We start from the raw sequence: 22135 nt of genomic DNA, 5'->3' as shown, positions 1-22135 counted from the left end.
CCAGTTGACCGGACGCATGGCGATCGAACGCGAGTTCGATGCGTCACGACCGTAGGTATAAACCCATTTGGTGTTGTGTGAGCAACCATTCCAGTGTCCAGTTCCCATGACATTCGTAGGGCGATGGCGGAAGCGGTACCGTTTACACCCTCTATCTGGAAGCGCTAGAAAAATGGTGCACGACTCTCGCCAAACCCTTCAGAAGTTCATTCGGGCGGTCTGGGTGTTCCTCTGGAGACTCAACGCGCAGACGAAAGCGTACCTCACGCTCGACGCACCGATGATCCTCGAGGACATGGACGGCGTCTCCGAGGAGGAGAAACGACTCGCGCGGCGGGTCTTTCCGGACGGCGGCCGCGATCCGAGCGACGGCACCGCGGCCGACGCCCGGACCGCCGCGGACCGGCGAGGTACCGACGACGCCGGCGGCAACGGGCCCGGCGACGGTGGCAGCGACCGCGGCGACGAGGGCTCCCCGTTCGACGTCGGCGGGACGTACGATCTCCGCCAGCGGATCGGGTTCGTCCTCGGGCCGCTCCTGTTCGCGGTGATCTTCCTCTCGCCGACGCCCGACGGCCTCTCGGCCGCGGGAAAGGCCGTCGCCGCCGTCACCGCGTGGGTCGCCGTCTGGTGGATGTCCGAGGCGATTCCGATCCCCGCCACGTCGCTGCTGCCGATCGTCCTGTTTCCGCTGACCGGCGCGCTTCCGGTCGCGGACACGACGCCGTCGTACGGCCATCCGCTGATCTTCCTCTTCATGGGCGGCTTCTTCCTCGCGATGGCGATGCAGCGGTGGGGGCTCCACCGCCGGATCGCCCTGCGGACGATCAAGGCCGTCGGCACCGAGCCCTCGCGGCTCATTCTCGGGTTCATGCTCGCGACCGCGTTCCTCTCGATGTGGGTCTCGAACAGCGCGACCGTGATGATGATGGTTCCCATCGCGCTGGCGGTCATCTACCAGACCGCGGACCTGGTCGACGAGACCGGCCTCGACGTCGACACGAGCGAGGGGAACTTCTCGTTCGGCATCGCCCTGATGCTCTGTATCGCCTACGGGGCCTCGGTCGGCGGCGTCGCGACGCTGATCGGTACGCCGCCGAACGTCCTCTTCGCGGGACAGGCCGACGCGCTCTTCGACCAGTCCGTCTCCTTCGCCGAGTGGATGCTCTACGGCGTGCCGATTTCGATCGTCGGCCTCGTCGCCGTCTACACCTACGTCACCCGAGCGGTGTCGCCCCAGTTCGAGGAACTCCCCGCCGGCGCGGACACGATCGATCGAGAACTCGAGCGACTCGGCCCGATGAACAGACAGGAGAAGCTGGTCGCCGTCGTCTTCGCCGGCATGGCCGTCAGCTGGATCGGCGCCAGCCTGATCGATCCGCTCTTCGGGATCGCGCCGCCGGAGGACGCCGACACCATCGTCGCGATCGGCGGCGCGATGGTCCTCTTTACGCTGCCGACGTCGACGCCGGACGGCGACCACACCTTCCTGCTCGACTGGACGAACGCCGTCGACATCCCGTGGGGCGTCATCCTCCTGTTCGGCGGCGGCCTCGCGATCGCCTCCGGCTTCGGCGACACCGGCCTCGCGGCCTGGATCGGCGAACAGCTGCAGGCCCTCGGGGGCGTCTCGATGATCCTCGTCCTGTTCGCCGTCGTCTTCATGACGATCTTCCTGACCGAGGTCACGTCGAACACGGCGACGACGGCGATGCTGATGCCCATTCTGGCCGGCGTCGCGGTCGGTATCGAAGTGCACCCCTTCGGGCTGATGATCGCGGGCGCGACCGCGGCCTCGTTCGCGTTCATGCTGCCCGTCGCGACGCCGCCGAACGCGATCGTCTTCGGCAGCGGCTACATCTCGCTGCCCCAGATGGCCCGCATCGGGTTCGGACTCAACGTCATCGGTATCGTCCTGATCACGCTCGTCGCGTTCGCGTGGCTGCCCATCGCCTGGGGGATCGACCTCACGGCGCTGCCGACCGAGTTCGTCGAAGCCTGGGACGCATAGTCCGACCCCACCATTTCCAATAGTAATCGGATTCCGAGCGGCTGGGAACCGGGTGCGAGGTTCATACGATCGGCGACGGTTCGTTCGTGTGAGACGGTATGCCAGAGCGTGACTTTCCACGACAGGAGCGGGCCCGCGCGATCCTCGAGACGCTCGCGGAGACCGATCAGGCGTCGACCACCGAACTGGCGACGACCCTCGAGACACACCCAGTGACCGTCGAGCGTCACTGTCAGGCGCTCCAGCGGGCCGGACACGTCCGCCGCTGTACGGGCGGCGTCTACGCGCTGGTCGAGACCGACCCCGATCCGAGCGCGCCGACGCCCGACGACGCGGCCGTCGGCCAGCAGCGGTCGACGAACCCCGCCGACTGATCGGACGCCCTCGAGCGGCGAGCGACCGTCCCATAGCTCATAGCTCAACCCCGTGGCATCCAGTCGCTCATCGACCGTACTCGATCCCGCGTCCCGCCGCTCGAGCGGTCGTCCGTCGGCTCGGCCGACCCGCGGGTTGCGGCTCCGCTCGCAGTCACTGGCTGCCGGCTCACGCGTCACTTCGATTCTTCCGCACTCGAGACGCGAGTAGTGACGCGGTCGTCACTGTTCGATCGGCGTCGCGACAGTGGCTCGTCGACCGACCCGGTATCGGCCGACGAGAGGAGAGACGATCGGAGCGATCGACCGGTGTCGTCGACCGAACCGGCGTTCAGACGAGTTTCCGGAGGAGTTTGTAGCCCGCGTCGCGCAGCGGGTCCGGAAGGAACCGCGCGTAGACGCCGTACTGAGCCAGCGGCCCGACCGGATACCGCGCGGGCGGTTCCGGCGTCGTGGCGGACTCGAGGATCGCCGCGGCGACGTCTTCGGGGCTGGAGGCGAACGGGCCGCCGTTCCCGCCGCCGATCAGTTGCATCTCGCCGTAGATCTCGTACAGCGACTCGTAGGCGGGCGTTCGCTCCGACTCGGGTAGCTCCTCGTCGACGCGGTCGCTGAAGTTCGTGTCGACCGGGCCGGGCTCGATCACGGTGACGTCGATGCCGAACTCCTCGACCTCCGCGCGCAGCGAGTCGCTCATCGCCTCGAGGGCGTGTTTCGATCCCGAGTACGCGCCGGAGCCGGGGAACGAGACCCGGCCGACGACGCTCGAGACGTTGATGATCCGGCCGGCGCCCTGGGCGCGCATGTGGGGAAGGGCGGCGCGGGCGAGCCGGTGGGGGCCGTAGACGTTGACGTCGAACTGGCGGTGGAGGTCCGACGTCGCGACGTCCTCCATCGGTCCCATCTGGGCGTAGCCCGCGTTGTTGACCAGACAGTCGATCGCGCCGGCGACGTCGACGACCCGCTCGACCGCCCGCGCGACCTGGTCGGGATCGGTGACGTCCAACGCGAAGGTCGTACAGCCCGCGTCCTCGAGGTCCGCGATGTCCTCGGGGTCGCGCGCGGTGGCGAACACCTGCCAGTCCTCGCGCAGGAACGCGGCGGCAGTGGCGCGTCCGATCCCCGACGAGCAGCCGGTGATCAGGACGGACTTCTTGCGAGTGTAGCGGTCGTCCTCGTCGCCGACGGTCTCGCCGACGGCGTCGCCGCCGTCCCGTGCCGTCTCTCGATCCTCCTCGACGACGGCGCCGTCCGGCCCGTCGTCGTCGGTTCCCTCGACGTCCTCAGCGGTGGCCATACGTGACCGGTTCGAGAGACGATACCTAAGTATCGACGGTTTGTCGCGCTGAACGGACTGTCCGGGCGCACCGAGAACCGACCGCCGCTGGGAGCGGTGGACGGCGCCGTCTGGCCGCCGCTGAACGCCCGCACCGATCACCGAACCGGACGTTCACGGGACCTATCCGGGAACTATTCGTCACCTTGGCACCAAGTAGCACGCATGCCGAACACATCGACGGAGCGACCGATACTGGTCGCGGTCGCGAACCCCGACCACGCGCCCCAGCTCGTCCGGACGGCCAGCGATCTCGCTCGAGCGAGCGACGGGTTCGTCCGGATCGTCTCGGTCGTCATCAAGTCCCACGACTCCCCGTTTTCCGTCTACTCGGACGAGACCATCATCGACCGGTACGCGGGAAACAGCCGTGAACTCCTCGACAGCGCGCTCGCCGTCGCGCCGGACGACGTCAGGGTCGACGACGCGCTGGTCGTCAGTCGGTCGGTCGCCGACGGGGTACGGACGGCGGTCGAGGAGACCGACGCGCGGGCGCTCGTCGTCGGCTGGGAGGACCGAGACCGACGAACCGACGCCGTGCTCGGCTCGACGATCGATCGGCTGCTCGAGCGCGTCCCCTGTGACCTCTACGTCGAACGCATCGGCCACGAGGCCGACGGCGTCGACTCGATCCTGCTCCCGGTCGCGGGCGGTCCGCACGTTCGGCCGGCGGTCGACGTGGCGAACGCGATCGCGGCCCGTAACGACGCGACCGTCTCGTTCTGTTCGATCGTCGACGACGACACGGACTCGCGGACGGCCGGCGACTCGATCGAGCAGGCGATGACGTACCTCGAGGACGCGCCGGGGCCGCCCGTCCGAACGGAATCGACGGTCTACGACGGCGGCGACGTCGTCGAGACGCTCCTCGAGGCCGCGACCGACCACGACATCGTCGTCTTCGGAGCGACCCGTCAGGGGGCGCTTCACCGCCGCCTCGTCGGGTCGATCCCGCGGACGGTGACGCGCCGAACCGACCGCACGGTGATCCTCGCTCGGGACGGAGACGCCGTCGGCGGGCCGGTGATTCGGCAGCTCCGACGGCTCTTGCCAGCTCCGTGACGAGTGCCCCGTCCGACGGAGCCGCGTCCCGCGGGCGCCGTGACCGTGCCGTCACTCGTCGAGTCCGCGTTTCGCTTCGTCCGCGTAGCTGTCGGCCAGTCGAACCGGTTCCGGGAGCTTGTACGACGAGGCGAGCGCGAGCGCGACGTCGGCCGCGGTCTCGGGGCCGACGCGGTGACCGGGGCTGACGTACAACGGATTGATGTACCGGTTCGGCGAGTCGTACTGGCGCGTCTGGACCGCGTAGCCCAGCAGCGTGCCGTCGGGCGAGTCGACCCTCGAGTTCGCCTCGATCGGAACGCGAGTCCCTTCGGAGAGGTCCTCAGTATCGTCCGTCGGGGTGCCACAGAGCAGGCTCTTCGCGACGCCGATGCTGGGCACGTCGCGGACGACGCCCATGTGGGTCGCGATGCCGGCCTGCCGGAAGTGGATGCGGCCGCTGCCGTCGAAGAGTATCAGATCGGGCTCGACGGAGAGTTCCTCGAGCGCCGCGAGGATCGGCCGTCCCTCGCGGAACGACAGGAGGCCGGGGATGTAGGGGATCTCGAGGGGCGTCACCGCGTGAACGCGTTCGACCACCTCGCCGCCGCGCATGGCGACGGCAGCGGACAGCGCCCGGTCCTGATCGCCGTCCTCGTTCGTGAGAAACGACTGGTCCACGCCGACGACCGTCAGCGGGTCGTCGGGGCTCGAGGCCGCCGCGAGCGGATCGCCGAGCGTCGCGGGATCGAAGTCGAAGTCGTCTTCGAAGATCGCGGCGTCGGCGATCTCGCGCTGCATGGCTTCCATGTCGTCGCGCTCGAGGGTGCCGTCGGGAACGAGGTCGGGGCGGGCCGTGGGCATCGATGGGGGGACGTTGGCTGCGGGCGAAAATCAGTGTCCGGGTTGCACGACGCGAAGCGGCGAGTGAAGCGAGCGAACGGTTAGAACCGACGGCGACCGCCGGGACCGCCCGGGCCACCCGGGCCGCCGGGACCGCCGCCGCCGAGCTGGAACTGACTCGGCGTGCGGACGTTCTGGGTCCGTTTGACGTACTCGCCGTATCCCAGCCCGATAAGGAGACCGACCAGATGGGCCATGTGGGCGATGCCGCCGCCGATACCGCCGCCGACGCCGATGAAGAACACGCTGGCTATCGCGGTCAACCCGGTCAGGGCCCAGATCGGGACGGGGAGGATGAAGTAGAGGTATACCGTTAGATTCGGGTTCAGGACCGTCAGGACGCCCATAATCGCGAGCGCGGCCCCGCTGGCGCCGAGCACGGCAGTGGTCGATCCCTGTAGAATGCCGAGGCCGACCTGGCTGAGACCGGCGAGGACGCCGCTCACGATGAACAGGACCGCGAACTCCCTCGAGCCGACGTACCGCTCGACCAGCGGGCCGAAGAAGAATATCACGATGCTGTTGAAGACGATATGCATGATATCGCCGTGGGCGAAGACCGACGTGACCCACGTCCAGACGTACTCGACGTTCCACGACGTTAACACGAATAGCGAATACTCGAGTGCGGGACCGCCGATTAGACTCGCGAGCAACTGGCCGAGGAAGGTCAGCCACATCAGCGCGAGGAACGCGTAGGTCATGTTCCCGCGGAAGTACGCCAGCGGCCCGCCCGCCCCCGTGTTTATCGGGAGCTTGTCGGTGAGACTCGAGGCCCGAGAGGTACTTCCCCCACCGTTAACGCTGTCGTCGAATCCGCTGTCGAAGACCCCCTGCGGGTCGTTCCAGTCCTGGAGCCCGGTACAGTCGTGGTTCTCCGGCAGCCGGTGGTCGGCACAGAAGGTGCCCCCGCAGTGCCGACAGTTGTAGGGCATGCTTTCGTCTTTCCCACACACGTCGCACTTGGCCATTGACCGGGGGTATGTGTGGCACCGCTAAGGGATTTGGGGTTCGTTCCTCGTACCGAACGCCGGACGCCGTGGTCGTCATTCCGCTCCCATATGCCGGCATTTCGATCAGTTGACCAGTAGTTATCGAGCGGTAGTCACGACGTACACACCGTTTCGATCGATGACGTGTTCTCGAGGTCGTCGCGGGTGACCGTCCATCACCGCCGCCGATTTCGGCGAGCGTCGGACTGTACATTTTTGCTCCCGGAACCCCCATATCGAGGCGTGCAAGAGTACGAGCGCAAGCAGTTGCTCGAGCGGGTCGAGCGCGAGGGCGCGACCGTCGGCGCGGACATTCCGGAGACGATCACGATCCAGGGCGAGGAGATCGACCTCCGAACCTTCGTCTTCGAGATCAAGCGCCGCGAGACGGTGCCCGCCGGCGAGCGCGACCGCGTCGAGCAGGCCAAACGGAACCTCCGCCGCGAGCGCATCGAGCGCCTCGAGGCCATCGAGGAGGGCGACATCACCCGCGAGGAGGGCGAGGAGCTCGCGGGGAGCATCATCGGCATCGATCGCGCGTTAAACGCCCTCGAGAGCCTCGGTCCGACGGACCTAGAGCGCGAACAGCAGGCCAAGAAGGCTCAGGACCGCAAGCGCTGGATGTCGTTCCTGAAGAAGGCGCTCGGTCAGGACGAGGGCGAGGCGTCGCGGAGGGGGCGGTAGATGGCGACCAACGCCGAAATCGCCGGCCGCTTCGAGGAGTTCGCCGACCTGCTCGAGGCCGACGACGTCGAGTACAAGCCTCGCGCGTACCGGCGCGCGGCCGAGAACATCGCCGCTCATCCCGTTCCGATCGCCGACCGCGTCGAGGCCGGCGACGAGGAGATCTTAGCGGAGATCGACGGCGTCGGCGACGCCATCGCCTCGAAGGTCGTCGAGTACGTCGAAACCGGGCAGATCGAGGAGCTCGAGGAGCTGCGCGCGGAGCTGCCGATCGACATCGCCGACATCACGCGCATCGAGGGCGTCGGCCCCAAGACCGCGGGGAAGCTCTACCGCGAACTGGGGATCGAGACGCTCGACGACCTCGAGGAGGCCGCTGAGGCGGGCGAGATTCAGGAAGTGAAGGGATTCGGTCCGAAGACCGAGCAGAACATCCGCGAGAACATCGACTTCGCGCGGGAGGTCGGCCAGCGCCAGCTACTGGGCGAGGCCCGGCCGCTCGCCGACGACGTGCTCGCGTTCCTCGAGTCGATCGACGCGGTCGAGCGCTGCGAGGTCGCCGGCTCGATCCGGCGGTGGCGAGAGACGATCGGCGACGTGGACGCCCTCGTCGCGACCGAGGACGGCGAGGCCGTGGTCGAGGCGTTCGTCGACTGGGACTCGGTCGACAGCGAGATCGAGTCCGGGCCCGAGAAGGCCAGCATCCGCGTCGGCGAGATCCGAGTCGATCTGCGCGTGGTCGTCCCCGAGGAGTTCGGCTCAGCGCTACAGTACTTCACGGGCAGCAAGGACCACAACGTCTCCCTGCGCAACTACGCGATCGACCGCGGGATGAAGCTGAACGAGTACGGCGCCTTCGACGTCTCGGACGTCGAGGACCACGAGGCGGGCCAACGCGTCGGCGACCGCGTCGCCGGCGAGACTGAAGAGGGAATGTACGAGGCGCTGGGCCTCCCGTGGATCCCGCCCGAACTCCGCGAGGACCGCGGGGAGATCGACGCCGCCGAGAGCGGCGCCCTACCGGATCTCCTCGAGCGCGAGGACGTCCGCGGCGACCTCCATACCCACACCGAGTGGTCCGACGGGAACACCACCATCGAGGCGATGGTCGACGCCGCCGCCGAGATGGGCTACGACTACTACACGGTCGCCGACCACGCCGAGGGCCCCGGTATCGTCGGCGGCATGGGGCTCTCGGACACCGAAATCCTCGAACAGGTCGAGGCGATCCGCGAGGTCGACGCGGCCAGCGATATCGCGGTCTTCGCGGGCATCGAGGCCAACGTCGACGCCGACGGCGAGATCGATCTCTCCGAAGAGGTCGTCGAGGCGCTGGACGTGATCGTCGCCTCGACCCACAGCGCCCTGAGCCAGGACGCCGAGACGGCCACCGAGCGGCTCCTCCATGCCGTCGAGAACCCGGCGATCGACGTGCTGGGCCACCCCAGCGGCCGCCTGCTCAACGAGCGCTCGGGGCTGGACTTCGACGCGACCGCGCTCGGCGAGGCGGCGGCCGAACACGGCACCGCTCTCGAGGTCAACTCGAATCCGCGGCGGCTCGATCTCTGGGGGAGCGCCGTACAGGCCGCCATCGATGAGGGCGCGCCGATTTCCATCAACACCGACGCCCACCAGCCGTCGACGCTCGAGTACATGCGCTGGGGCGTCCACACGGCCCGGCGCGGCTGGGCCGAGCCCGCGGACGTGATCAACACCTGGGACCTCGCGGACCTGCGCGAGTTCCTGCACTGACCGCTCGGTGGCTCACTGCGCTCTACGGATACCACGATGCGCCTGCTCCTCGACGTCATGTGCGGCGGCCTCGACGCCTATCTTCGGATGTGCGACCACGACACCGTCTACGCCGGCGATCGCGGACTCGAGGCCGACGACGCGCTGCTCGCCCTCGCCCGAGACGAGGACCGAACCCTGCTCACGCGGGACGTCGCCCTCGCGGCCCGCGCCGCGGACTCGATCCTGCTCGAGTCGCGCGACGTCGAGGAGCAGCTGGCGGAACTCGCTGACGCGGGGATCGACCTGACGCTCGCCGACGAACCCAGGTTTTGCGGGCGCTGTAACGGGCGCCTCGAGCGCGTCGACTCGACGGCGTCGACGCCCGAGTACGCGCCCGACTCCACCGAGACCGACGTCTGGCGCTGTCGGGACTGTGACCAGCACTTCTGGCAGGGGAGTCACTGGGACCGCGTCGAACGAACGCTCTCGGAAATCGACGGGAGCGACGGGAACCCGGACGACGGCGGGTAGGTCGACCGCGCCCTACCGTCCCTCGAGGACGAAGGCGACGTCCAGCGTCGTCCGGTACTCCTCGATCGTTCCGCCCTCGACCTCCGCCGTCTGCGACTCGATCTCGATCCCGCTGATGTTCTCGAGCGTCTCGTCGGCGTCGTCGAGGGCGTTCTGTGCGGCGTCCTCCCACGATTCGGTCGAGTTACCGGTCAGCTGAATCACCTTTACTGTGTCTCCCATGGTCATCGGAGAAAACCCCGTCCAGCGGCGTAGTGGTTCGGCGTGACAATGCTACCACACCACAATACCCGCGGTCCGCACTCGGCCGCTCAATAGACGGACACGTCGTCGAACCGACCGTCGTAGGCGATGTGGTGGGGATGGGTCGGCTCCGTCCCCGAGAGGAAGAGTCGGTCGACCTTCTCCCAGGTGTTCTCGTAACAGAGATGGGCGAGTTCGGCGGCCATCGTCTTCCATCGCCGACCGCCGTTGCGGTAGACGACCCGTCTGGAGACGTCGTCCGCGAGCGCCTCGACGAGATCTGCCTCGGAGTCGATCGCCGCGTCGAACGCGGTGTGGGCGACGCCGACCGATCCCGGGAGGTGTGCGTACGACGACGTAAACGGCGCGATATCGAGCGTCTCGGCGATTTCTCGGGCGCGTCGATTGTGCGACGGGAAGTGCTTCGGATTGAAGATTTCGACGGCGTCGACGATATCCCCGTACCGTCGCAGGTCCGCCTCGGTCAGGCCCACGGTCGCGAACTCGGGGTGGGGCGCCAGCACGGCGGCGTCCTGGCGCTCGAACTCGTCCATCGCCGTCTCGAGCGGGATGAAATCCGGCACCGGCTCCTCGAGACCGATCGCGAGAACGTGTTTCCGCTCGTGCCACGACCCGGTGAACACCTCGCGGCCGGGGATGACGCGGAGCCGGTCAGTGGAGTACGTGGCCGCTTCCCGGCGGATCTCGGGAACGCGCGTGAAGTGGGGCGCGTAGACGATCGCGTCGAGCCCGGCGTCGATGGCTCGCTCGACGACCCGGTCGTCGAGCACCTTCACGTGACAGTCGATTCGCGTCTCCGCTGGTGCTCGCTCGCTCACGTCACCCTCTTTCGAGACGGTCGAGTTATGAATTCTGATTTTCCGGCCACGCGACGGTCACCTCGATGGCGTCCCCGCTCTCGTACATCGCGATCGTCTCGCCGGCGACGTACAGCGGGCGAAACGATGCGGTATCGTACTCACAGAACGCGTAGCGGGGCTGGAAACCGTGTTCCGGACGAGCTGCCGGACGCGGTCGGCGTCGAACGAACGGAGTCGCGAACGATTCGTCGCGGGCAGAGCCGAGTCTCGCTGTCCAGTGGTGACGCCCTGTCGGACGGCTCGCGACTCGAGACGCCGGCTGCGAAAGGATCATTAGGCCGGCCGATCGATACATCAGTGATAGTGAATGGCCTGGGAATGCGGAATCGACGGCTGCGGGGCGGTGTTCGAGGAGGTCGAGTCGACCGTTGTCCATCAGGCGACGGAACACGAACGACGGGAGTGTAAGGTCTGCGGGACCGTCGTTCCCGACGGCTACCTCGCGATTCGACACGCCTTCACCGAACACAGTCGCGCCGAGTACGTCCGCGCTTACGGCGCGAGTTCCGAGGACGTCCGCAAACGCGAGGAACTCTTAGAGGAGATCGAGGACGTCGCGAATATGCAGGCGATCGCGACGGAACTCAAACGGTAGTCGATCCGGAGTTCGGACTCGAGCGACAGCACCGTCCGTCTCGCCGTCGTAGTCGAGCCGAAACGGCGATTCCGCCGGTACTCCTTGTAACGACACCAGCGATTGTCGGCCTCTCCACGTTCGGCTACCGCTCCTCGCAAAATTTAGTACAAAACGTCCTCGGCGCTCACCCAGGGGTTCGCGCCGAGCGAACCGACTCGCTACCGCTCGTCGGAATCGAGCACGCGAATCTGGTCGCCCCGAACCGTCACCGGAATCGGAACCGTCGCCTCGTACAGTTCGACCGTAACCTGATCCTTGCCCTCGTCGATGCGCTGGACCTGCGCCTTCTCGCCTTTGAACGGGCCGGCGATGAGCTCGACGATGTCGCCCTCGGCGATCCCCTCGACGTCCGGCTTCGGCGAGAGGAAGTGCTCGACCTCCGAGATGTCGGAGGTTCCGGGAACGATACTCCGCGCATGGGGGATGTCCTCGAGGACGCGGTTCAGCACCGCGTTCCCCTCGGCCTCGACCATTACGTACGAGGTCAAGGAGTCGGGCGCGAGCGCGGCGTGGATCTCCGGCTCCTCGCGGTTGATGATCATGTCCGCGACGGTGCGCTCCTGACTGGCCGTGGTCTTGACGGCGTAGATGCCCATCAGAAACCACCGCCGCCGGTCAGGAACAGCATAATCGCACCGATGATGAAGCCCATCAACCCGATGAGCAACACACCTGCACCAGCGATCTTCGATACCTGGAGGAATTCCTCAGTCGTGGGTGTCGTCGCCATCTTCAACACCCGAACGTACGAGGTCAGGTCGTACGGAACGTCCATATCTATGCGTTCACAGCGCGGCGTCTTTTATCTGTCTTTCGTGTCTCCCGACTATTCGGTTCGCTGATAGCTTCTGACGTTGCACTCGACGGCCCGGCGACCAAACCGCTCGAGCGCGAACTCCGAGTGTCATGGCCGAAGACGACTCCGACCGCGCGAACGAGTACGAGGCGGAACGAGAGGCCGAAATCGAGGACGAGATGGAACGCGTCGATCAGGACCCCGACCAGGTCGACGAGGGCGACGACGACCTCGGCAAACAGAACGCTCCCCGCGAGGACGCGGAGGACCTCGAGGACCTCGAAGAGGCCGAAGAAACCGAAACCTGAGGGGCGGCCGACCCGACTCGAGCTGCGGTCACGCTCGATCGTCGCTCGAGGTATCGATCAGTTCACCGCGGCGACACCCAACGGGATTCCTCGTAGCAGCCGACGAACGCCGCCCGAACCGAGCCGAGTTCAGTCATCGATTGCCGTCGCCAGTCGATCACGGGTTCCTCGTCGGCGGTCGTTCGCTCGGGCCGCTCGGCGCTGTGGTCCGGGGCTGTTCGATGTCCGGCCGCTCCTCGAGTGTCAGGTCCACGGTCTGCTCCTCGCCGTCGCGGACGATCTCGAGTTCGATCGTGTCGCCGGGCGAGGTCTCGAGGGAGAGATACGCCGAGAGCTGATCCTGATTCGGGATCTCCTCGCCGTCGATGGCGATGATCACGTCGCCGCTGCTCGGACTGGCGCCGCTGGCCGGCATGAGAACGCCGTCTGCGGGCGAGTCCGGAACGACCTCGCCGACCAGCACGCCGTTCGCCTCCTCGAGGCCGATCTCGTCGGCGATCTCCGGTCCGACCGGGAGGACCCCGACGCCCATGTAGGGGTGCTCGTACGTCCCGTCCTCGATGAGCGCGGGGACGACCCGGTTCGCGAGGCGCGCGGAGATCGCGAAGCCGATGGTCTGGCCGGCCCCGGCGAAGACCACGCCGAGCACCTCTCCCTCGAGGCCCACCAGCGGCCCGCCGCTGTTCCCGGGGTTGATCGGCGCGTCGGTCTGGATCGCGGCCGGAATCGAGAACCCGGTGGGGCTGGGGAGCGAACGGTTGATTCCGCTGACGATCCCCTGCGAGACCGACGCGTCGAACCCGAGGGGGTTGCCGATCGCGAGCACCTCCTGTCCGATCACGGGCTCGGACTCCGAGAGCGAGAGCCCGGTGGCGACGTCGGGCATGTCGTCGACGCGCAGGACGGCGAGATCGCTGTAGCCGTCGGTGCCGACGACCGACGCGGTCCGCCACTCCTGGTTGCTGAACTGGATTTCGATCCCGCCCTCGCTCGCGTTCTGGACGACGTGGTTGTTGGTCACGATGTGCTGATCGTCGACGACGAACCCCGTGCCGAGGCCGCCACCGCCGCCGCCGAGACCGCCCGTGCCGGAGACGGTGACCAGAACCACGGAATCGATGGTGTTGCGATACGTCTCCGTGTACGGACTGTCGACGGCGGGACCGTCGTCCTGTCCGACCGTCGCGTTCGACTCGTTGGTTTCGTTCTGTGCAGTGCCGCCACCGGTACCGCCGAGACCGATCGCCGCTGCGGCCCCGGCCGCGCCGACGGCGCCGAGTATCCGTCTGCGAGTACACTGATCTGGATCTGGCGTCACGCCCATTGCCACCCCGACGAACGGGATAAAACGGCCACCAGCAGCAGCCGTCCACGACGGTCGCTCGCGCGTGAGTGGCGATCGACGGCGTCGGAACTCCCGAGGGTGCCGAGACCGCCGGCGGTCGATTACTCGCTTCGCGCCGCCTCGACCGCCTCGACGAACGAGGCGGCCGTCTCGCGAACCCGATCCATATCGCCGTCGGCGATCGCCTCGTCGTCGACGATGGCGCCGCCGGCGCCGACGGCCACCGCGCCGGCGTCGAAGAAGTCCGCGACGTTGTCCCGGGAGACGCCGCCCGTCGGAATAATGTCGACGTCGCCCAGCGGTCCCGCGAGCGCACCGATGTGACCCGGCCCGACCGTCGACGCGGGGAACATCTTGAGGAGGTCCGCGCCGGCCTCCATCGCCGTCACGGCCTCCGTCGGCGTCATGACGCCGGGGGCGACGAGGACGCCGCGCCGGTTGCAGGTCCGCACCACGTCCGGGTCGGTGTGGGGCGAGACGACGAACGACGCGCCCGCGTCGATCGCGGACTGGGCGGTCGACGCGTCGAGGACGGTCCCCGCGCCGACGACCGCGTCGTCCCCGAGCTCCCGGTCGACGGCCGCGATCTTCTCGGCCGCGCGCGTCCCGTCCGCCGTGATCTCGAGCGCATCGACGCCGGCGTCGTGCATCGCCCGTGCGACCGGAACGATCCGGTCCTCGTCGACGCCGCGGAGGACCGCGACGACGCCGCTCTCGACGATCCGTTCCCTGACGGTTCGCTCGTCGGTCATCGGCCCAGCCCTCCCGTCGCGGTCACCGTTCGATACTCGGTCGCGATCCGTCCGCTAGTGAGACGGTCCATCACAGCGAGACGTGCGTGCCGCGGATGCAAGAAATTTACTCACGATCGAAACAAGAGGGACAGGGGAGGGATCGAGCGACGGTCACTCCTCGAGCGCGCGAATAGTGACCGACTCCGCCTCGTAGTCCTCGAGGAACGCGCCGGTACCGCCGACGGTGTATCGGTCGCCGTCGACCTCGAGTTCGAACGCGTTCTCGATTGGAATCGTCGAGGAGACCGGCCGGACGAGGCTCTGTCGGACGTCGACGACCTCGCCGGAGAGCGACGACGGGAGGTCCCGGTCGCCGACCGGCGAGCCGGTGACCGTCGCCTCGATGCGCGTGTCCGTCGCGCGGTGGAGCGCGATCTGGAAGACGGCGTTCCGGAACCCCTCGTAGGTACGAGGGAGCCCGTTCGGCGTCGTGACGTATCGTTCCTCCGCGGTCGGCCAGTAGTTCGCCAGGAACGAGCCGGCGAGAACGGGAGCGAGTTGCTCCTGGGAGATGGCGATCGCCCGCGTGTCGCTCCCGGACGACGTCAGGATCTGGCTCGGCGCGAGCAGCCCGTGGCGGCCGTCGACCGTCACCATCGTCGGCACGAGCGCGTCCCAGGTGCGGACCGTACTGGCCGTCCCGGCCAGCGACGCGATGTCCTGATCGCCCTCGGTCGCGCCCAGCAGGAGGAGGACGAGCACTCCTCGGTCGACCGTCGCCTCGAGCGTCGAGCGGATCCGCGGGAGGACCTCCGCGGGCAGGGAGAGCGTCACCTCCGTCTGCGCGCCGACCAGCAGGTCCTCGATCCGCTTGATCACTGTCTGTCGGGACTTGATCACCTCGAACTGCTCGCCGGAGCGCTCCGTCGCCGTGAACCGCGACTCGAGTTCCGGTTCGATCTCCTCGACGCTGCGCGTGAGCCGCTCGACGACCGTCTCGGGCTCGACGGGTCGGATCACCGTCGGCACCGCGTGGTCGTCGACCTCGACGAACCCGCGCTCCTCGAGTTCCTCGCTGATGCTATAGACGTAGCGCTTGGAGACGTCGGCGGCGTCGGCGATGGTACTCGCTTTCGACTCCCCGCGTTCGAGGATCGCGAGATAGGTGTCGGTCTCCGTCTCCGAGAGGCCGAATCGCTCGAGCAGGTCCGCGAGCTCGTCGTCGTCCATGTGTGTTCAGTACGTCACGGATTGCGCGGTCAGTGTGAAATATGCTCGGTCCGGTCACAGGATCGATTCGGTCGCGATCGATACGGCGTGAGCCGATCGTTCGGCCGCCGAGCGCGACGAGAGTTCGCCGCTGTGGGAACCGACGGCCCAGAGGCCGTCTTCCGGGCCGGAGGACGAACTCGCGGTGCGATAGCACACCACGGTTGCGGCGGGGTCGGTCGTCGGTCGCTACTCTCGAGGACAGGTCGGGACGGGAGGGTCGTCGGCTTACGCTTCGTCAAACAACGCAAATCGAAGATTTGCTGACTTGACATCGGCTTACGCCTCGTCGAACAACGGAAGACTCGCGATGCTCGCCTTCCGAGCTCGACGCGGCTTACGCCTCGTCGAACAACTCCTCGCCCTCGACCATGTGCTCCTCGACGGCGTCCATATCGAGCGTCACGCCGAGCCCCGGTTCCTCGGGGATCTCGATGTACCCGTCCTCGATGACGTCTTCCTCGACGAGGTCCGCCCACCAGTCGAGCTCGTAGGAGTGGTACTCGACGGCCAGCGAGTTCGGGATCGCCGCGCCGACGTGGGCGCTGGCGACCGTCGCCACGGGCGAGGAGACGTTGTGCATCGCGACGGGCACGTAGTACATGTCCGCGAGATCGGCGATCTTTCGCGTCTCGCGCATCCCACCGACCTTGGGCATGTCCGGGGCGATGATATCGACGGCCTGCTCCTCGAGCAGGCGGCGCTGGCCGTGTTTCCGGTAGACGTTCTCGCCGACGGTGATCGGCGTCGACGTCGACTGCGTGACCTCCGTCTGCACGTCGTGGTTCTCCGGCGGGACGGGGTCCTCGAGCCACCAGACGTCGTAGTCCTCTAAGCGCTTCGCGAGGCGCTTCGCGCTGCCGCCGGAGAACGTCCAGTGACAGTCGAAGGCGACGTCGGCGCGGTCGCCGACGCGCTCGGTGACCCGCTCGACGATCTCGGCCTTGTGCTCGATCTCGGGCTCGCGGAGGTGGCGATTCGCGCGGTCCTTCTCGTGGCCCGAGGGGACGTCGAGGTCGAACTTCAGGGCGTCGTAGCCCAGCTCCTCGACGACGCGTTCGGCCTCGTCGGCGCAGGCCTCGGGATCGGCCTCGTCCTCGGTGTGACAGTCGCAGTAGACCCGCATCTCGTCGCGGTACTTCCCGCCCAGCAGCTGGTAGGCCGGCACCTCGAGGATCTTGCCCGCCAGATCGTGCAGCGCGACCTCGATGCCCGCGATCGCGGTGACGGTGACGCCGCCGATCGAGCCCTCGCCGGACATCTTCTGGACGAGGTGCTCGGTCAGGCGGTCGATGTCCAGCGGGTTCTCGCCGACGAGGAACGGCGTCATCCGCTCGATCAGTTCCGGGACGCCGGCGCCCCAGTAGGCCTCGCCGGTGCCGACGATTCCCGCGTCGGTGTAGATCCGCACGAGGTTCCACGGGAAGTTGCCGTCGACCATCGTCGTCTGGATGTCCGTGATCTCGACGTCGCGGCCGCCCCCGCGCTCGCGAGTGACACCCATCGTCTCTGCCGAGAGTTCGCGCATCGTGTACTCGGCGTTCGGATCGTGTAGCTGTGAGTAATCGACTCCCATGGTTGTAAATTCACTTCGAAGATAGTAATAGTTTCTACCTTCCGTGAGCAAGCCGCGAGTTGTAACTGCATACCGATTCGAAATCCGGCGGAAAGAAGCCCGTGCTTGCAACGATCGCCCGTCCCTGCCTGCAAGCGTCGCCGGGTCTCAGGCGCGTTCGAGTTCGTCGCCGACGTCCTCGAGATCGACGTCCAGCGCCGACGTCGCGGCGAAGGCGGCCCGCTTCTCGGCGGTCCGTCGGTCGATCGCCCGCGGGCCGACGGCGAACTCGATTCGGCGGATTCCCTCGGCGGGGCTCGAGCAGCCGAGCACCGTGACGGGGCCGACCTCGCGGGTGTTCCGGACGTGGGTCCCGCCGCAGGCCGCGACGTCCCAGGGCTCTCCCGCGCTCCCGCTCGTCATCCCGTGGCCGGTGTCGTTCTCGTCGCCGATCGTCACGACGCGGACGCGGCCCTTTTCGACGGCCGTTCGGGAGCGCTCCTCGTCGAAGACGACGTCGCCGCGCTCGCGCGCCGTCGCGACGGGAACGCTCTCCCAGGAGACCGGCCTGGACTCCCAGACGGTCCGATTGATCAACTCGTCGAGTTCGATCAGTTTCTCGTCGTCGAGCGGCGCCGTCTCGAGGTCGACCCCGACCGTCTCCTCGCCGATCGCGAGGCCGGCGTACCCCGGGGACTCGAGACAACGCCTGGCAGCGCCGTAGCAGACGTGACCGGCCGTGTGCGCGCGCATGCAGTACATGCGAAACGACCAGTCGATCGAACAGAGCACCCGCTGGCCAACCCTGAACGACGGCTCCTCGGCGAGCACGTGGACCTGCTCGCCGTCGACCAGTCGCACGTCGGTGACGGCTGCGTCGCCGATGGTGCCGCGGTCGGCCGGCTGGCCGTCGCTCGCGCCGTAGAAGTAGCTCGTCTCGAGCCAGACCGTGCGACCGTCGATGGACGTCACCTCGGTTTCGAACCGCGTGGTGTAGGGCTCCCCGGCTGCCCGTTGTCCGGTCATTGAGTCCACTCTCTCGTCAGCTATGAAAAGTCTGCTTGCCGAGATAGTCTGCCGGATCGCGAGTACGCGTTCCGAACGGCGACTGCCTCACTCGGACAGCGTCACGTCCAGTCGCTCCTCGAGGGCCTCGATCAGGCCGCCGCCGACGCCGTCCTGGGCCGCCCGTCCCTGTTCGACTGCGAGGAGGTCCTTCTCGCGCGCGCCGAGTTCCTCGGCGAGTTCCTCGCGCTGCAGGCCGGCGTCCTGGCGCGCCGCCTCCAGTTTCTCGCCGTAGCCGGAGACGAGATACGGCAGCGGATCGTCGTCGTAGTTCGTCCCCTCCCGCTCCCAGTGTTCGGAGTCGCCGTCCCAGACCGGGTTGGCCTTGGCGACGTTCTGGGCGGCCTTCTGCTTGCGATTCGGCTCGTCGCTCGAGTCGCTCTGCCCCTGGTCTCGGGAGCCGCGACTGGACCCCGAGCGCTGCTGGGTGTCGTCGTGGGGCGCACAGTCCGGACAGACCTCGAGTTCGGCGCCCGCGACGGTCGCCAGTCGGAGCGAGTCGCTCTCGGCACCGCAGAGTTCGCAGGTCGTCCCGCCGCCGCCGGAGGACGAACCGGTCGAATACTTAGCCATGGTACCTTTTGGCAACTCGAGCATTTCAAATCACCGCCTCGAACGCACTCAGTCCCGTGTGACCTCGGCGCAGGCCGGGAGAAAAAGAAAGGGCTTTTGTAATACCGATGGATACGGTTGAGTGCAGTAAGACAAAGACACCGCGAGCGTGGGTAGCCAAGCCAGGCCAACGGCGCAGCGTTGAGGGCGCTGTCCCGTAGGGGTCCGCCGGTTCGAATCCGGTCCCACGCATCGCATGCGCGGCGCTCCGCGCCGCGAAACGCGAGGCGATGTAATCGCCGAGCGCAACGATGCAGGTGATTTCCCTTCGCGGACATCACCCACGCATAACTTCTGAGGAACGTTACACCAAACAGCGAGAGCGTTATCCGACGGTTCTACAGGTGTACGAGCGACTCTTCGTGAGGTGCTACGACGTCGCAGACGCAAGATTCACTGCCCCCAACGAGAGTCAGTAACCACTTTCCCCGCACAGTCGAATCTCGAGATATGGAATACGTCCCTCGAGAGCGCGTCAATATCCTGACGGCCGTCCTGAGCGTCGTCTCGCTCGCGATCGTCTTCGCGGCCGCGGGCGGCCGCATCCCGCAGTCGACGGTACCGACCGCGCCGGAGTGGATCCTCGAGTCGATCCCCCTACTCAATGCGCTCATCAGTGTGACGGCGATCGGGACCATCACGGTCGGCTGGCGGGCGATCCGCCGCGGGAACGTCGGCCGTCACCGCGTCGCTATGGTCACCTCGTTCCTCCTGTTCGCGGCCTTCCTGACGTTCTACCTCTACCGACTGGTCGCCACCGGCGGCCCGCAGCCGTTCCCCGGTCCCGAAACGATCAAACAGTTCGTCTACTATCCGGTCCTCGCGATCCACATCTTCCTCGCGATCGTCTGCGTGCCGCTGGTCTACTACGCGCTGCTGCTCGCCGGCGCGTATCCGATCGACGAACTCTACCGGACGAACCACGCTCGAGTCGGCCGGGTCGCTGCGAGCCTGTGGCTGATCTCCTTCTCGCTGGGGATCGTCGTCTACGTGCTGTTGCACGTGGTCTACTGAGAGAGCGATAGGCGAGGAATCGGTCGAGGACACCGGTAGATCCGCGAGCGAGTGAAACGAGCGAGCGGGCCGACGACCGATGTGAAGGTCCCAGAGGGACCGGAACGGAGGGAGGAGTGCTTTTCATCAACGTTTTGCCGAGTGCGGTCGCGAAGCGACCGCACGCAGCGCAAAAGGTTGGTTCTAGTCGTCTGCTGGAAGCCGCTGGCCGCCGATATCCGGCCGGGAGACGTCGCGGTCGGTCTCCTCGCCCTCGATGTCGTAGGGGTACTCGCCGGTGACACAGCCCAGACAGAGGTCGAGTCGCTCTTTCCCGAGGACGTCGGCGACGGCGTCGGTCGAGAGATAGGCGAGGCTGTCGGCCTGGATCTCGTCGCGGATCTCGTCGGTCGACTTGTCTGACGCGATGAGTTCCTCACGGGTGGCCATGTCGATCCCCATGTAACAGGGGGCGACGATCGCCGGGGCGCCGATCCGGACGTGGACCTCCTCGGCGCCGCAGTCCTTGAGCAGTTGGACCAGTTGCGTCGAGGTCGTCCCGCGGACGATCGAGTCGTCGATGACCGTGACGGTCTTGCCCTCGATCGTCGATTTGATGGGGTTGAGCTTGAGTCGGACCGCTCGTTCGCGCTCGTCCTGAGTGGGCATGATGAACGTCCGACCGACGTAGCGGTTCTTCATCAGCCCCTCGGCGAACTCGACGCCCTCGTCCGCGGAATCGCGGGGCTCGCCGTCGGCGGTCGTCTCGCTCGCGGCGTCGGCGTAGCCCGAGGCGAAGGCGCGTCCGGAGTCGGGAACGGGCATCACGACGTCGGTCTCGACGCCGCTCTCCGCCCAGAGCTTGCGCCCGAGGTTCCGGCGGGCCTCGTAGACCAGCGTCTCGTCGATGACGCTGTCGGGCCGGGCGAAGTAGACGTGTTCGAAGAAGCAGTGGGCCGTGTTCTCCTTCTCGACGAGCTGGTAACTGTCGAATCCCTGGCCGTCGTCCTGCAGGACGACGAGTTCGCCCGGCCGCACGTCGCGGACGAGTTCGCCGTCGAGCGTGTCGATCGCCGCCGACTCCGAGGCGAGGATGTAGCCGTCCTCGAGTTTCCCGATACAGAGCGGCCGGTTCCCCTGCGGGTCGCGAACGCCGAGAATGGTGTCGTCGTGGCTGATCGTCAGCGAGTACGAGCCGTGGATACGCTGCATCGTGTGCTTGACCGCGCGCACGAGGTCCTCCTCGAGGAGATTGCGCGCGAGATCGTGAGCGATGACCTCGGTGTCGCCGTCGCTGGTGAAGGCGTGGCCCGCGCCGGCGAGTTCGTCGCGGATCTCGTCGGCGTTGACGAGGTTTCCGTTGTGCGAGAGGCCCAGCGAACCGCTCTTGAAGGAGACGGAGAACGGCTGGGCGCAACAGGAGTCGACCGACCCGGCCGTCGGATACCGGACGTGACCGATCCCCGCGGCGCCGTTTAACATGTCGAGGTCGTCCTCGTCGAAGACGTCCCCCACGAGCCCCATTTCGACGTGGCTGTGCTGCTGGAAGCCGTCGTGCGTGACGATTCCGGCAGACTCCTGGCCGCGATGCTGGAGTGCGTAGAGCGCGTAGTACAACGGTCGCGCCGCGTCTCGACCGTCAAGTGAGACGCCGACGACGCCGCACTTTTCGGTCATCCCTGTTCGCCGGGGAGTCTCGCCCCGCCCATCAGTCATGGTCGTCCGTAGGGGGCCGAGTCGATAAAAATCCCCGTGTTTGTGCCTCATCGACTCCCGACCGGGCAAAAATATATGCACATTCGTGCATACCTCTCGCGAAACGATGCGACGGCGACGACTCATCTCGATCGTGTCGCGGGGCGGTGGCCGGGATCCGACCGTCAGCGACGGCGGTTTCGGCCGTTCGCGACGATCGCTCGGGCCGCGACCGCGGCGGCCACCACGAACGTGACGGTCTTCCACTGTCGTCGGCGGATACGGCGGCGTTTCTCGAACGCTCGAGTGGGTCTCGCGTCTGTGAGGCGGGTTCTCGAGTCGTCCCGTCCCTGTAACGCGTTCTCGAGGCGGCGGGGCGACCCCGGAGGACGTATC

The 22135-nt window shown here is 67.1% G+C and carries 23 protein-coding genes and 1 tRNA gene; 10 read left to right on the top strand and 14 right to left on the bottom strand.

From position 1 onward, the window contains the following. The first annotated feature begins 172 nt into the window (after positions 1 to 172). Both WD430_RS13255 and WD430_RS13250 read left to right on the top strand, forming a co-directional pair. Complete coding sequence (locus tag WD430_RS13255) at positions 173 to 2011, top strand: SLC13 family permease (protein WP_339102915.1); 1839 nt, start codon at positions 173 to 175, stop codon at positions 2009 to 2011. Positions 2012 to 2109: 98 nt separating this feature from the next. Continuing rightward, entirely contained in the window at positions 2110 to 2385 is a 276-nt protein-coding gene (locus WD430_RS13250; RefSeq protein WP_339102914.1) for a helix-turn-helix domain-containing protein, read from the top strand. A 331-nt stretch (positions 2386 to 2716) separates the two neighbouring features. Here the strand turns inward: WD430_RS13250 and WD430_RS13245 are convergent, their stop codons facing one another. Continuing rightward, positions 2717 to 3682, bottom strand: a complete 966-nt coding sequence (locus WD430_RS13245; protein WP_339102913.1) for an SDR family oxidoreductase — start codon at positions 3680 to 3682, stop codon at positions 2717 to 2719. A gap of 204 nt (positions 3683 to 3886) precedes the next feature. Here WD430_RS13245 and WD430_RS13240 point away from each other — a divergent pair, with 204 nt between their 5' ends. Then, positions 3887 to 4783, top strand: a complete 897-nt coding sequence (locus WD430_RS13240; protein WP_339102912.1) for a universal stress protein — start codon at positions 3887 to 3889, stop codon at positions 4781 to 4783. 51 nt (positions 4784 to 4834) lie between these two features. Here the strand turns inward: WD430_RS13240 and WD430_RS13235 are convergent, their stop codons facing one another. Together WD430_RS13235 and WD430_RS13230 are read right to left on the bottom strand one after the other, a co-directional pair. Beyond that, the gene (locus WD430_RS13235; RefSeq protein WP_339102911.1) at positions 4835 to 5626 is read right to left on the bottom strand and encodes an endonuclease V; all 792 of its coding nucleotides are present in this window, start codon (positions 5624 to 5626) and stop codon (positions 4835 to 4837) included. Between the two features lie 80 nt (positions 5627 to 5706). After that, complete coding sequence (locus tag WD430_RS13230; protein WP_339102910.1) at positions 5707 to 6636, bottom strand: rhomboid family intramembrane serine protease; 930 nt, start codon at positions 6634 to 6636, stop codon at positions 5707 to 5709. A 264-nt stretch (positions 6637 to 6900) separates the two neighbouring features. On the opposite strand from WD430_RS13230, the gene WD430_RS13225 reads away from it, so the two are divergent. The 3 genes from WD430_RS13225 to WD430_RS13215 are packed head-to-tail and all read left to right on the top strand — an operon-like array spanning position 6901 to position 9606. Beyond that, complete coding sequence (locus WD430_RS13225) at positions 6901 to 7341, top strand: DUF5788 family protein (protein WP_339102909.1); 441 nt, start codon at positions 6901 to 6903, stop codon at positions 7339 to 7341. Next, complete coding sequence (gene polX / locus WD430_RS13220) at positions 7342 to 9093, top strand: DNA polymerase/3'-5' exonuclease PolX (RefSeq protein WP_339102908.1); 1752 nt, start codon at positions 7342 to 7344, stop codon at positions 9091 to 9093. A gap of 36 nt (positions 9094 to 9129) precedes the next feature. Then, the gene (locus tag WD430_RS13215; protein WP_339102907.1) at positions 9130 to 9606 is read left to right on the top strand and encodes a Mut7-C RNAse domain-containing protein; all 477 of its coding nucleotides are present in this window, start codon (positions 9130 to 9132) and stop codon (positions 9604 to 9606) included. Positions 9607 to 9618: 12 nt separating this feature from the next. Here WD430_RS13215 and WD430_RS13210 read toward each other — a convergent pair whose 3' ends face one another. Continuing rightward, positions 9619 to 9828, bottom strand: a complete 210-nt coding sequence (locus WD430_RS13210; RefSeq protein WP_339102906.1) for a dodecin family protein — start codon at positions 9826 to 9828, stop codon at positions 9619 to 9621. 89 nt (positions 9829 to 9917) lie between these two features. Continuing rightward, positions 9918 to 10688, bottom strand: coding sequence for a PHP-associated domain-containing protein (locus tag WD430_RS13205; RefSeq protein ID WP_339102905.1), 771 nt, complete (start codon positions 10686 to 10688; stop codon positions 9918 to 9920). A gap of 349 nt (positions 10689 to 11037) precedes the next feature. Between WD430_RS13205 and WD430_RS13200 the strand changes: the two genes are divergently transcribed. Continuing rightward, positions 11038 to 11325, top strand: coding sequence for a hypothetical protein (locus WD430_RS13200; protein WP_339102904.1), 288 nt, complete (start codon positions 11038 to 11040; stop codon positions 11323 to 11325). A gap of 200 nt (positions 11326 to 11525) precedes the next feature. Here the strand turns inward: WD430_RS13200 and WD430_RS13195 are convergent, their stop codons facing one another. Next, on the bottom strand, positions 11526 to 11963 hold the full coding sequence (locus tag WD430_RS13195; RefSeq protein ID WP_008894454.1) for a transcription elongation factor Spt5: 438 nt from the start codon (positions 11961 to 11963) through the stop codon (positions 11526 to 11528). Then, the gene (locus WD430_RS13190; RefSeq protein WP_339102903.1) at positions 11963 to 12142 is read right to left on the bottom strand and encodes a protein translocase SEC61 complex subunit gamma; all 180 of its coding nucleotides are present in this window, start codon (positions 12140 to 12142) and stop codon (positions 11963 to 11965) included. Before WD430_RS13190 ends, WD430_RS13195 begins: the two co-directional genes overlap by 1 nt. Positions 12143 to 12273: 131 nt before the next feature. On the opposite strand from WD430_RS13190, the gene WD430_RS13185 reads away from it, so the two are divergent. Then, a complete protein-coding gene (locus WD430_RS13185; RefSeq protein ID WP_339102902.1) occupies positions 12274 to 12471 on the top strand; it encodes a hypothetical protein in 198 nt (65 codons plus the stop codon). Between the two features lie 157 nt (positions 12472 to 12628). On the opposite strand, the gene WD430_RS13180 is transcribed toward WD430_RS13185, so the two are convergent. The 6 genes from WD430_RS13180 to WD430_RS13155 all read right to left on the bottom strand — a co-directional run bounded on the left by WD430_RS13180 (position 12629) and on the right by WD430_RS13155 (position 19012). Further along, positions 12629 to 13795: a trypsin-like peptidase domain-containing protein gene (locus WD430_RS13180; protein WP_339102901.1), complete on the bottom strand. Its 1167-nt coding sequence runs from the start codon at positions 13793 to 13795 to the stop codon at positions 12629 to 12631. Between the two features lie 122 nt (positions 13796 to 13917). Further along, entirely contained in the window at positions 13918 to 14568 is a 651-nt protein-coding gene (locus WD430_RS13175; RefSeq protein WP_339102900.1) for a bifunctional 4-hydroxy-2-oxoglutarate aldolase/2-dehydro-3-deoxy-phosphogluconate aldolase, read from the bottom strand. Positions 14569 to 14721: 153 nt separating this feature from the next. Then, a complete protein-coding gene (locus WD430_RS13170; RefSeq protein WP_339102899.1) occupies positions 14722 to 15780 on the bottom strand; it encodes a TrmB family transcriptional regulator sugar-binding domain-containing protein in 1059 nt (352 codons plus the stop codon). A gap of 376 nt (positions 15781 to 16156) precedes the next feature. Continuing rightward, complete coding sequence (locus tag WD430_RS13165; protein WP_339102898.1) at positions 16157 to 17395, bottom strand: mandelate racemase/muconate lactonizing enzyme family protein; 1239 nt, start codon at positions 17393 to 17395, stop codon at positions 16157 to 16159. 147 nt (positions 17396 to 17542) lie between these two features. Next, positions 17543 to 18400: an alanyl-tRNA editing protein gene (locus WD430_RS13160; RefSeq protein WP_339102897.1), complete on the bottom strand. Its 858-nt coding sequence runs from the start codon at positions 18398 to 18400 to the stop codon at positions 17543 to 17545. Between the two features lie 87 nt (positions 18401 to 18487). Further along, complete coding sequence (locus tag WD430_RS13155; protein ID WP_339102896.1) at positions 18488 to 19012, bottom strand: multiprotein-bridging factor 1 family protein; 525 nt, start codon at positions 19010 to 19012, stop codon at positions 18488 to 18490. A gap of 146 nt (positions 19013 to 19158) precedes the next feature. On the opposite strand from WD430_RS13155, the gene WD430_RS13150 reads away from it, so the two are divergent. Together WD430_RS13150 and WD430_RS13145 are read left to right on the top strand one after the other, a co-directional pair. Next, positions 19159 to 19243 (top strand) — tRNA-Leu (locus WD430_RS13150). Positions 19244 to 19501: 258 nt separating this feature from the next. Beyond that, on the top strand, positions 19502 to 20065 hold the full coding sequence (locus tag WD430_RS13145; protein ID WP_339102895.1) for a DUF420 domain-containing protein: 564 nt from the start codon (positions 19502 to 19504) through the stop codon (positions 20063 to 20065). Between the two features lie 183 nt (positions 20066 to 20248). Here the strand turns inward: WD430_RS13145 and purF are convergent, their stop codons facing one another. Continuing rightward, on the bottom strand, positions 20249 to 21721 hold the full coding sequence (gene purF / locus WD430_RS13140; protein ID WP_339105822.1) for an amidophosphoribosyltransferase: 1473 nt from the start codon (positions 21719 to 21721) through the stop codon (positions 20249 to 20251). Positions 21722 to 22135 lie beyond the last annotated feature (414 nt).

This window comes from Haloterrigena sp. KLK7, from assembly GCF_037914945.1.
GTDB classification, from domain to species: Archaea; Halobacteriota; Halobacteria; order Halobacteriales; family Natrialbaceae; genus Haloterrigena; species Haloterrigena salinisoli.
This window is presented reverse-complemented; position numbering and strand designations above follow the sequence as displayed.

Excerpts from the sequence above, each read along its gene's own strand:
- WD430_RS13255 (WP_339102915.1), top strand. The coding sequence starts at position 173 with ATGGTGCACGACTCTCGCCAAACCCTTCAGAAGTTCATTCGGGCGGTC.
- WD430_RS13250 (WP_339102914.1), top strand. The coding sequence starts at position 2,110 with ATGCCAGAGCGTGACTTTCCACGACAGGAGCGGGCCCGCGCGATCCTC.
- WD430_RS13245 (WP_339102913.1), bottom strand. The coding sequence starts at position 3,682 with ATGGCCACCGCTGAGGACGTCGAGGGAACCGACGACGACGGGCCGGAC.
- WD430_RS13240 (WP_339102912.1), top strand. The coding sequence starts at position 3,887 with ATGCCGAACACATCGACGGAGCGACCGATACTGGTCGCGGTCGCGAAC.
- WD430_RS13235 (WP_339102911.1), bottom strand. The coding sequence starts at position 5,626 with ATGCCCACGGCCCGCCCCGACCTCGTTCCCGACGGCACCCTCGAGCGC.
- WD430_RS13230 (WP_339102910.1), bottom strand. The coding sequence starts at position 6,636 with ATGGCCAAGTGCGACGTGTGTGGGAAAGACGAAAGCATGCCCTACAAC.
- polX (WP_339102908.1), top strand. The coding sequence starts at position 7,342 with ATGGCGACCAACGCCGAAATCGCCGGCCGCTTCGAGGAGTTCGCCGAC.
- WD430_RS13215 (WP_339102907.1), top strand. The coding sequence starts at position 9,130 with ATGCGCCTGCTCCTCGACGTCATGTGCGGCGGCCTCGACGCCTATCTT.
- WD430_RS13210 (WP_339102906.1), bottom strand. The coding sequence starts at position 9,828 with ATGGGAGACACAGTAAAGGTGATTCAGCTGACCGGTAACTCGACCGAA.
- WD430_RS13200 (WP_339102904.1), top strand. The coding sequence starts at position 11,038 with ATGGCCTGGGAATGCGGAATCGACGGCTGCGGGGCGGTGTTCGAGGAG.
- WD430_RS13195 (WP_008894454.1), bottom strand. The coding sequence starts at position 11,963 with ATGGGCATCTACGCCGTCAAGACCACGGCCAGTCAGGAGCGCACCGTC.
- WD430_RS13190 (WP_339102903.1), bottom strand. The coding sequence starts at position 12,142 with ATGGACGTTCCGTACGACCTGACCTCGTACGTTCGGGTGTTGAAGATG.
- WD430_RS13185 (WP_339102902.1), top strand. The coding sequence starts at position 12,274 with ATGGCCGAAGACGACTCCGACCGCGCGAACGAGTACGAGGCGGAACGA.
- WD430_RS13180 (WP_339102901.1), bottom strand. The coding sequence starts at position 13,795 with ATGGGCGTGACGCCAGATCCAGATCAGTGTACTCGCAGACGGATACTC.
- WD430_RS13175 (WP_339102900.1), bottom strand. The coding sequence starts at position 14,568 with ATGACCGACGAGCGAACCGTCAGGGAACGGATCGTCGAGAGCGGCGTC.
- WD430_RS13170 (WP_339102899.1), bottom strand. The coding sequence starts at position 15,780 with ATGGACGACGACGAGCTCGCGGACCTGCTCGAGCGATTCGGCCTCTCG.
- WD430_RS13165 (WP_339102898.1), bottom strand. The coding sequence starts at position 17,395 with ATGGGAGTCGATTACTCACAGCTACACGATCCGAACGCCGAGTACACG.
- WD430_RS13160 (WP_339102897.1), bottom strand. The coding sequence starts at position 18,400 with ATGACCGGACAACGGGCAGCCGGGGAGCCCTACACCACGCGGTTCGAA.
- WD430_RS13155 (WP_339102896.1), bottom strand. The coding sequence starts at position 19,012 with ATGGCTAAGTATTCGACCGGTTCGTCCTCCGGCGGCGGCGGGACGACC.
- WD430_RS13145 (WP_339102895.1), top strand. The coding sequence starts at position 19,502 with ATGGAATACGTCCCTCGAGAGCGCGTCAATATCCTGACGGCCGTCCTG.
- purF (WP_339105822.1), bottom strand. The coding sequence starts at position 21,721 with ATGACCGAAAAGTGCGGCGTCGTCGGCGTCTCACTTGACGGTCGAGAC.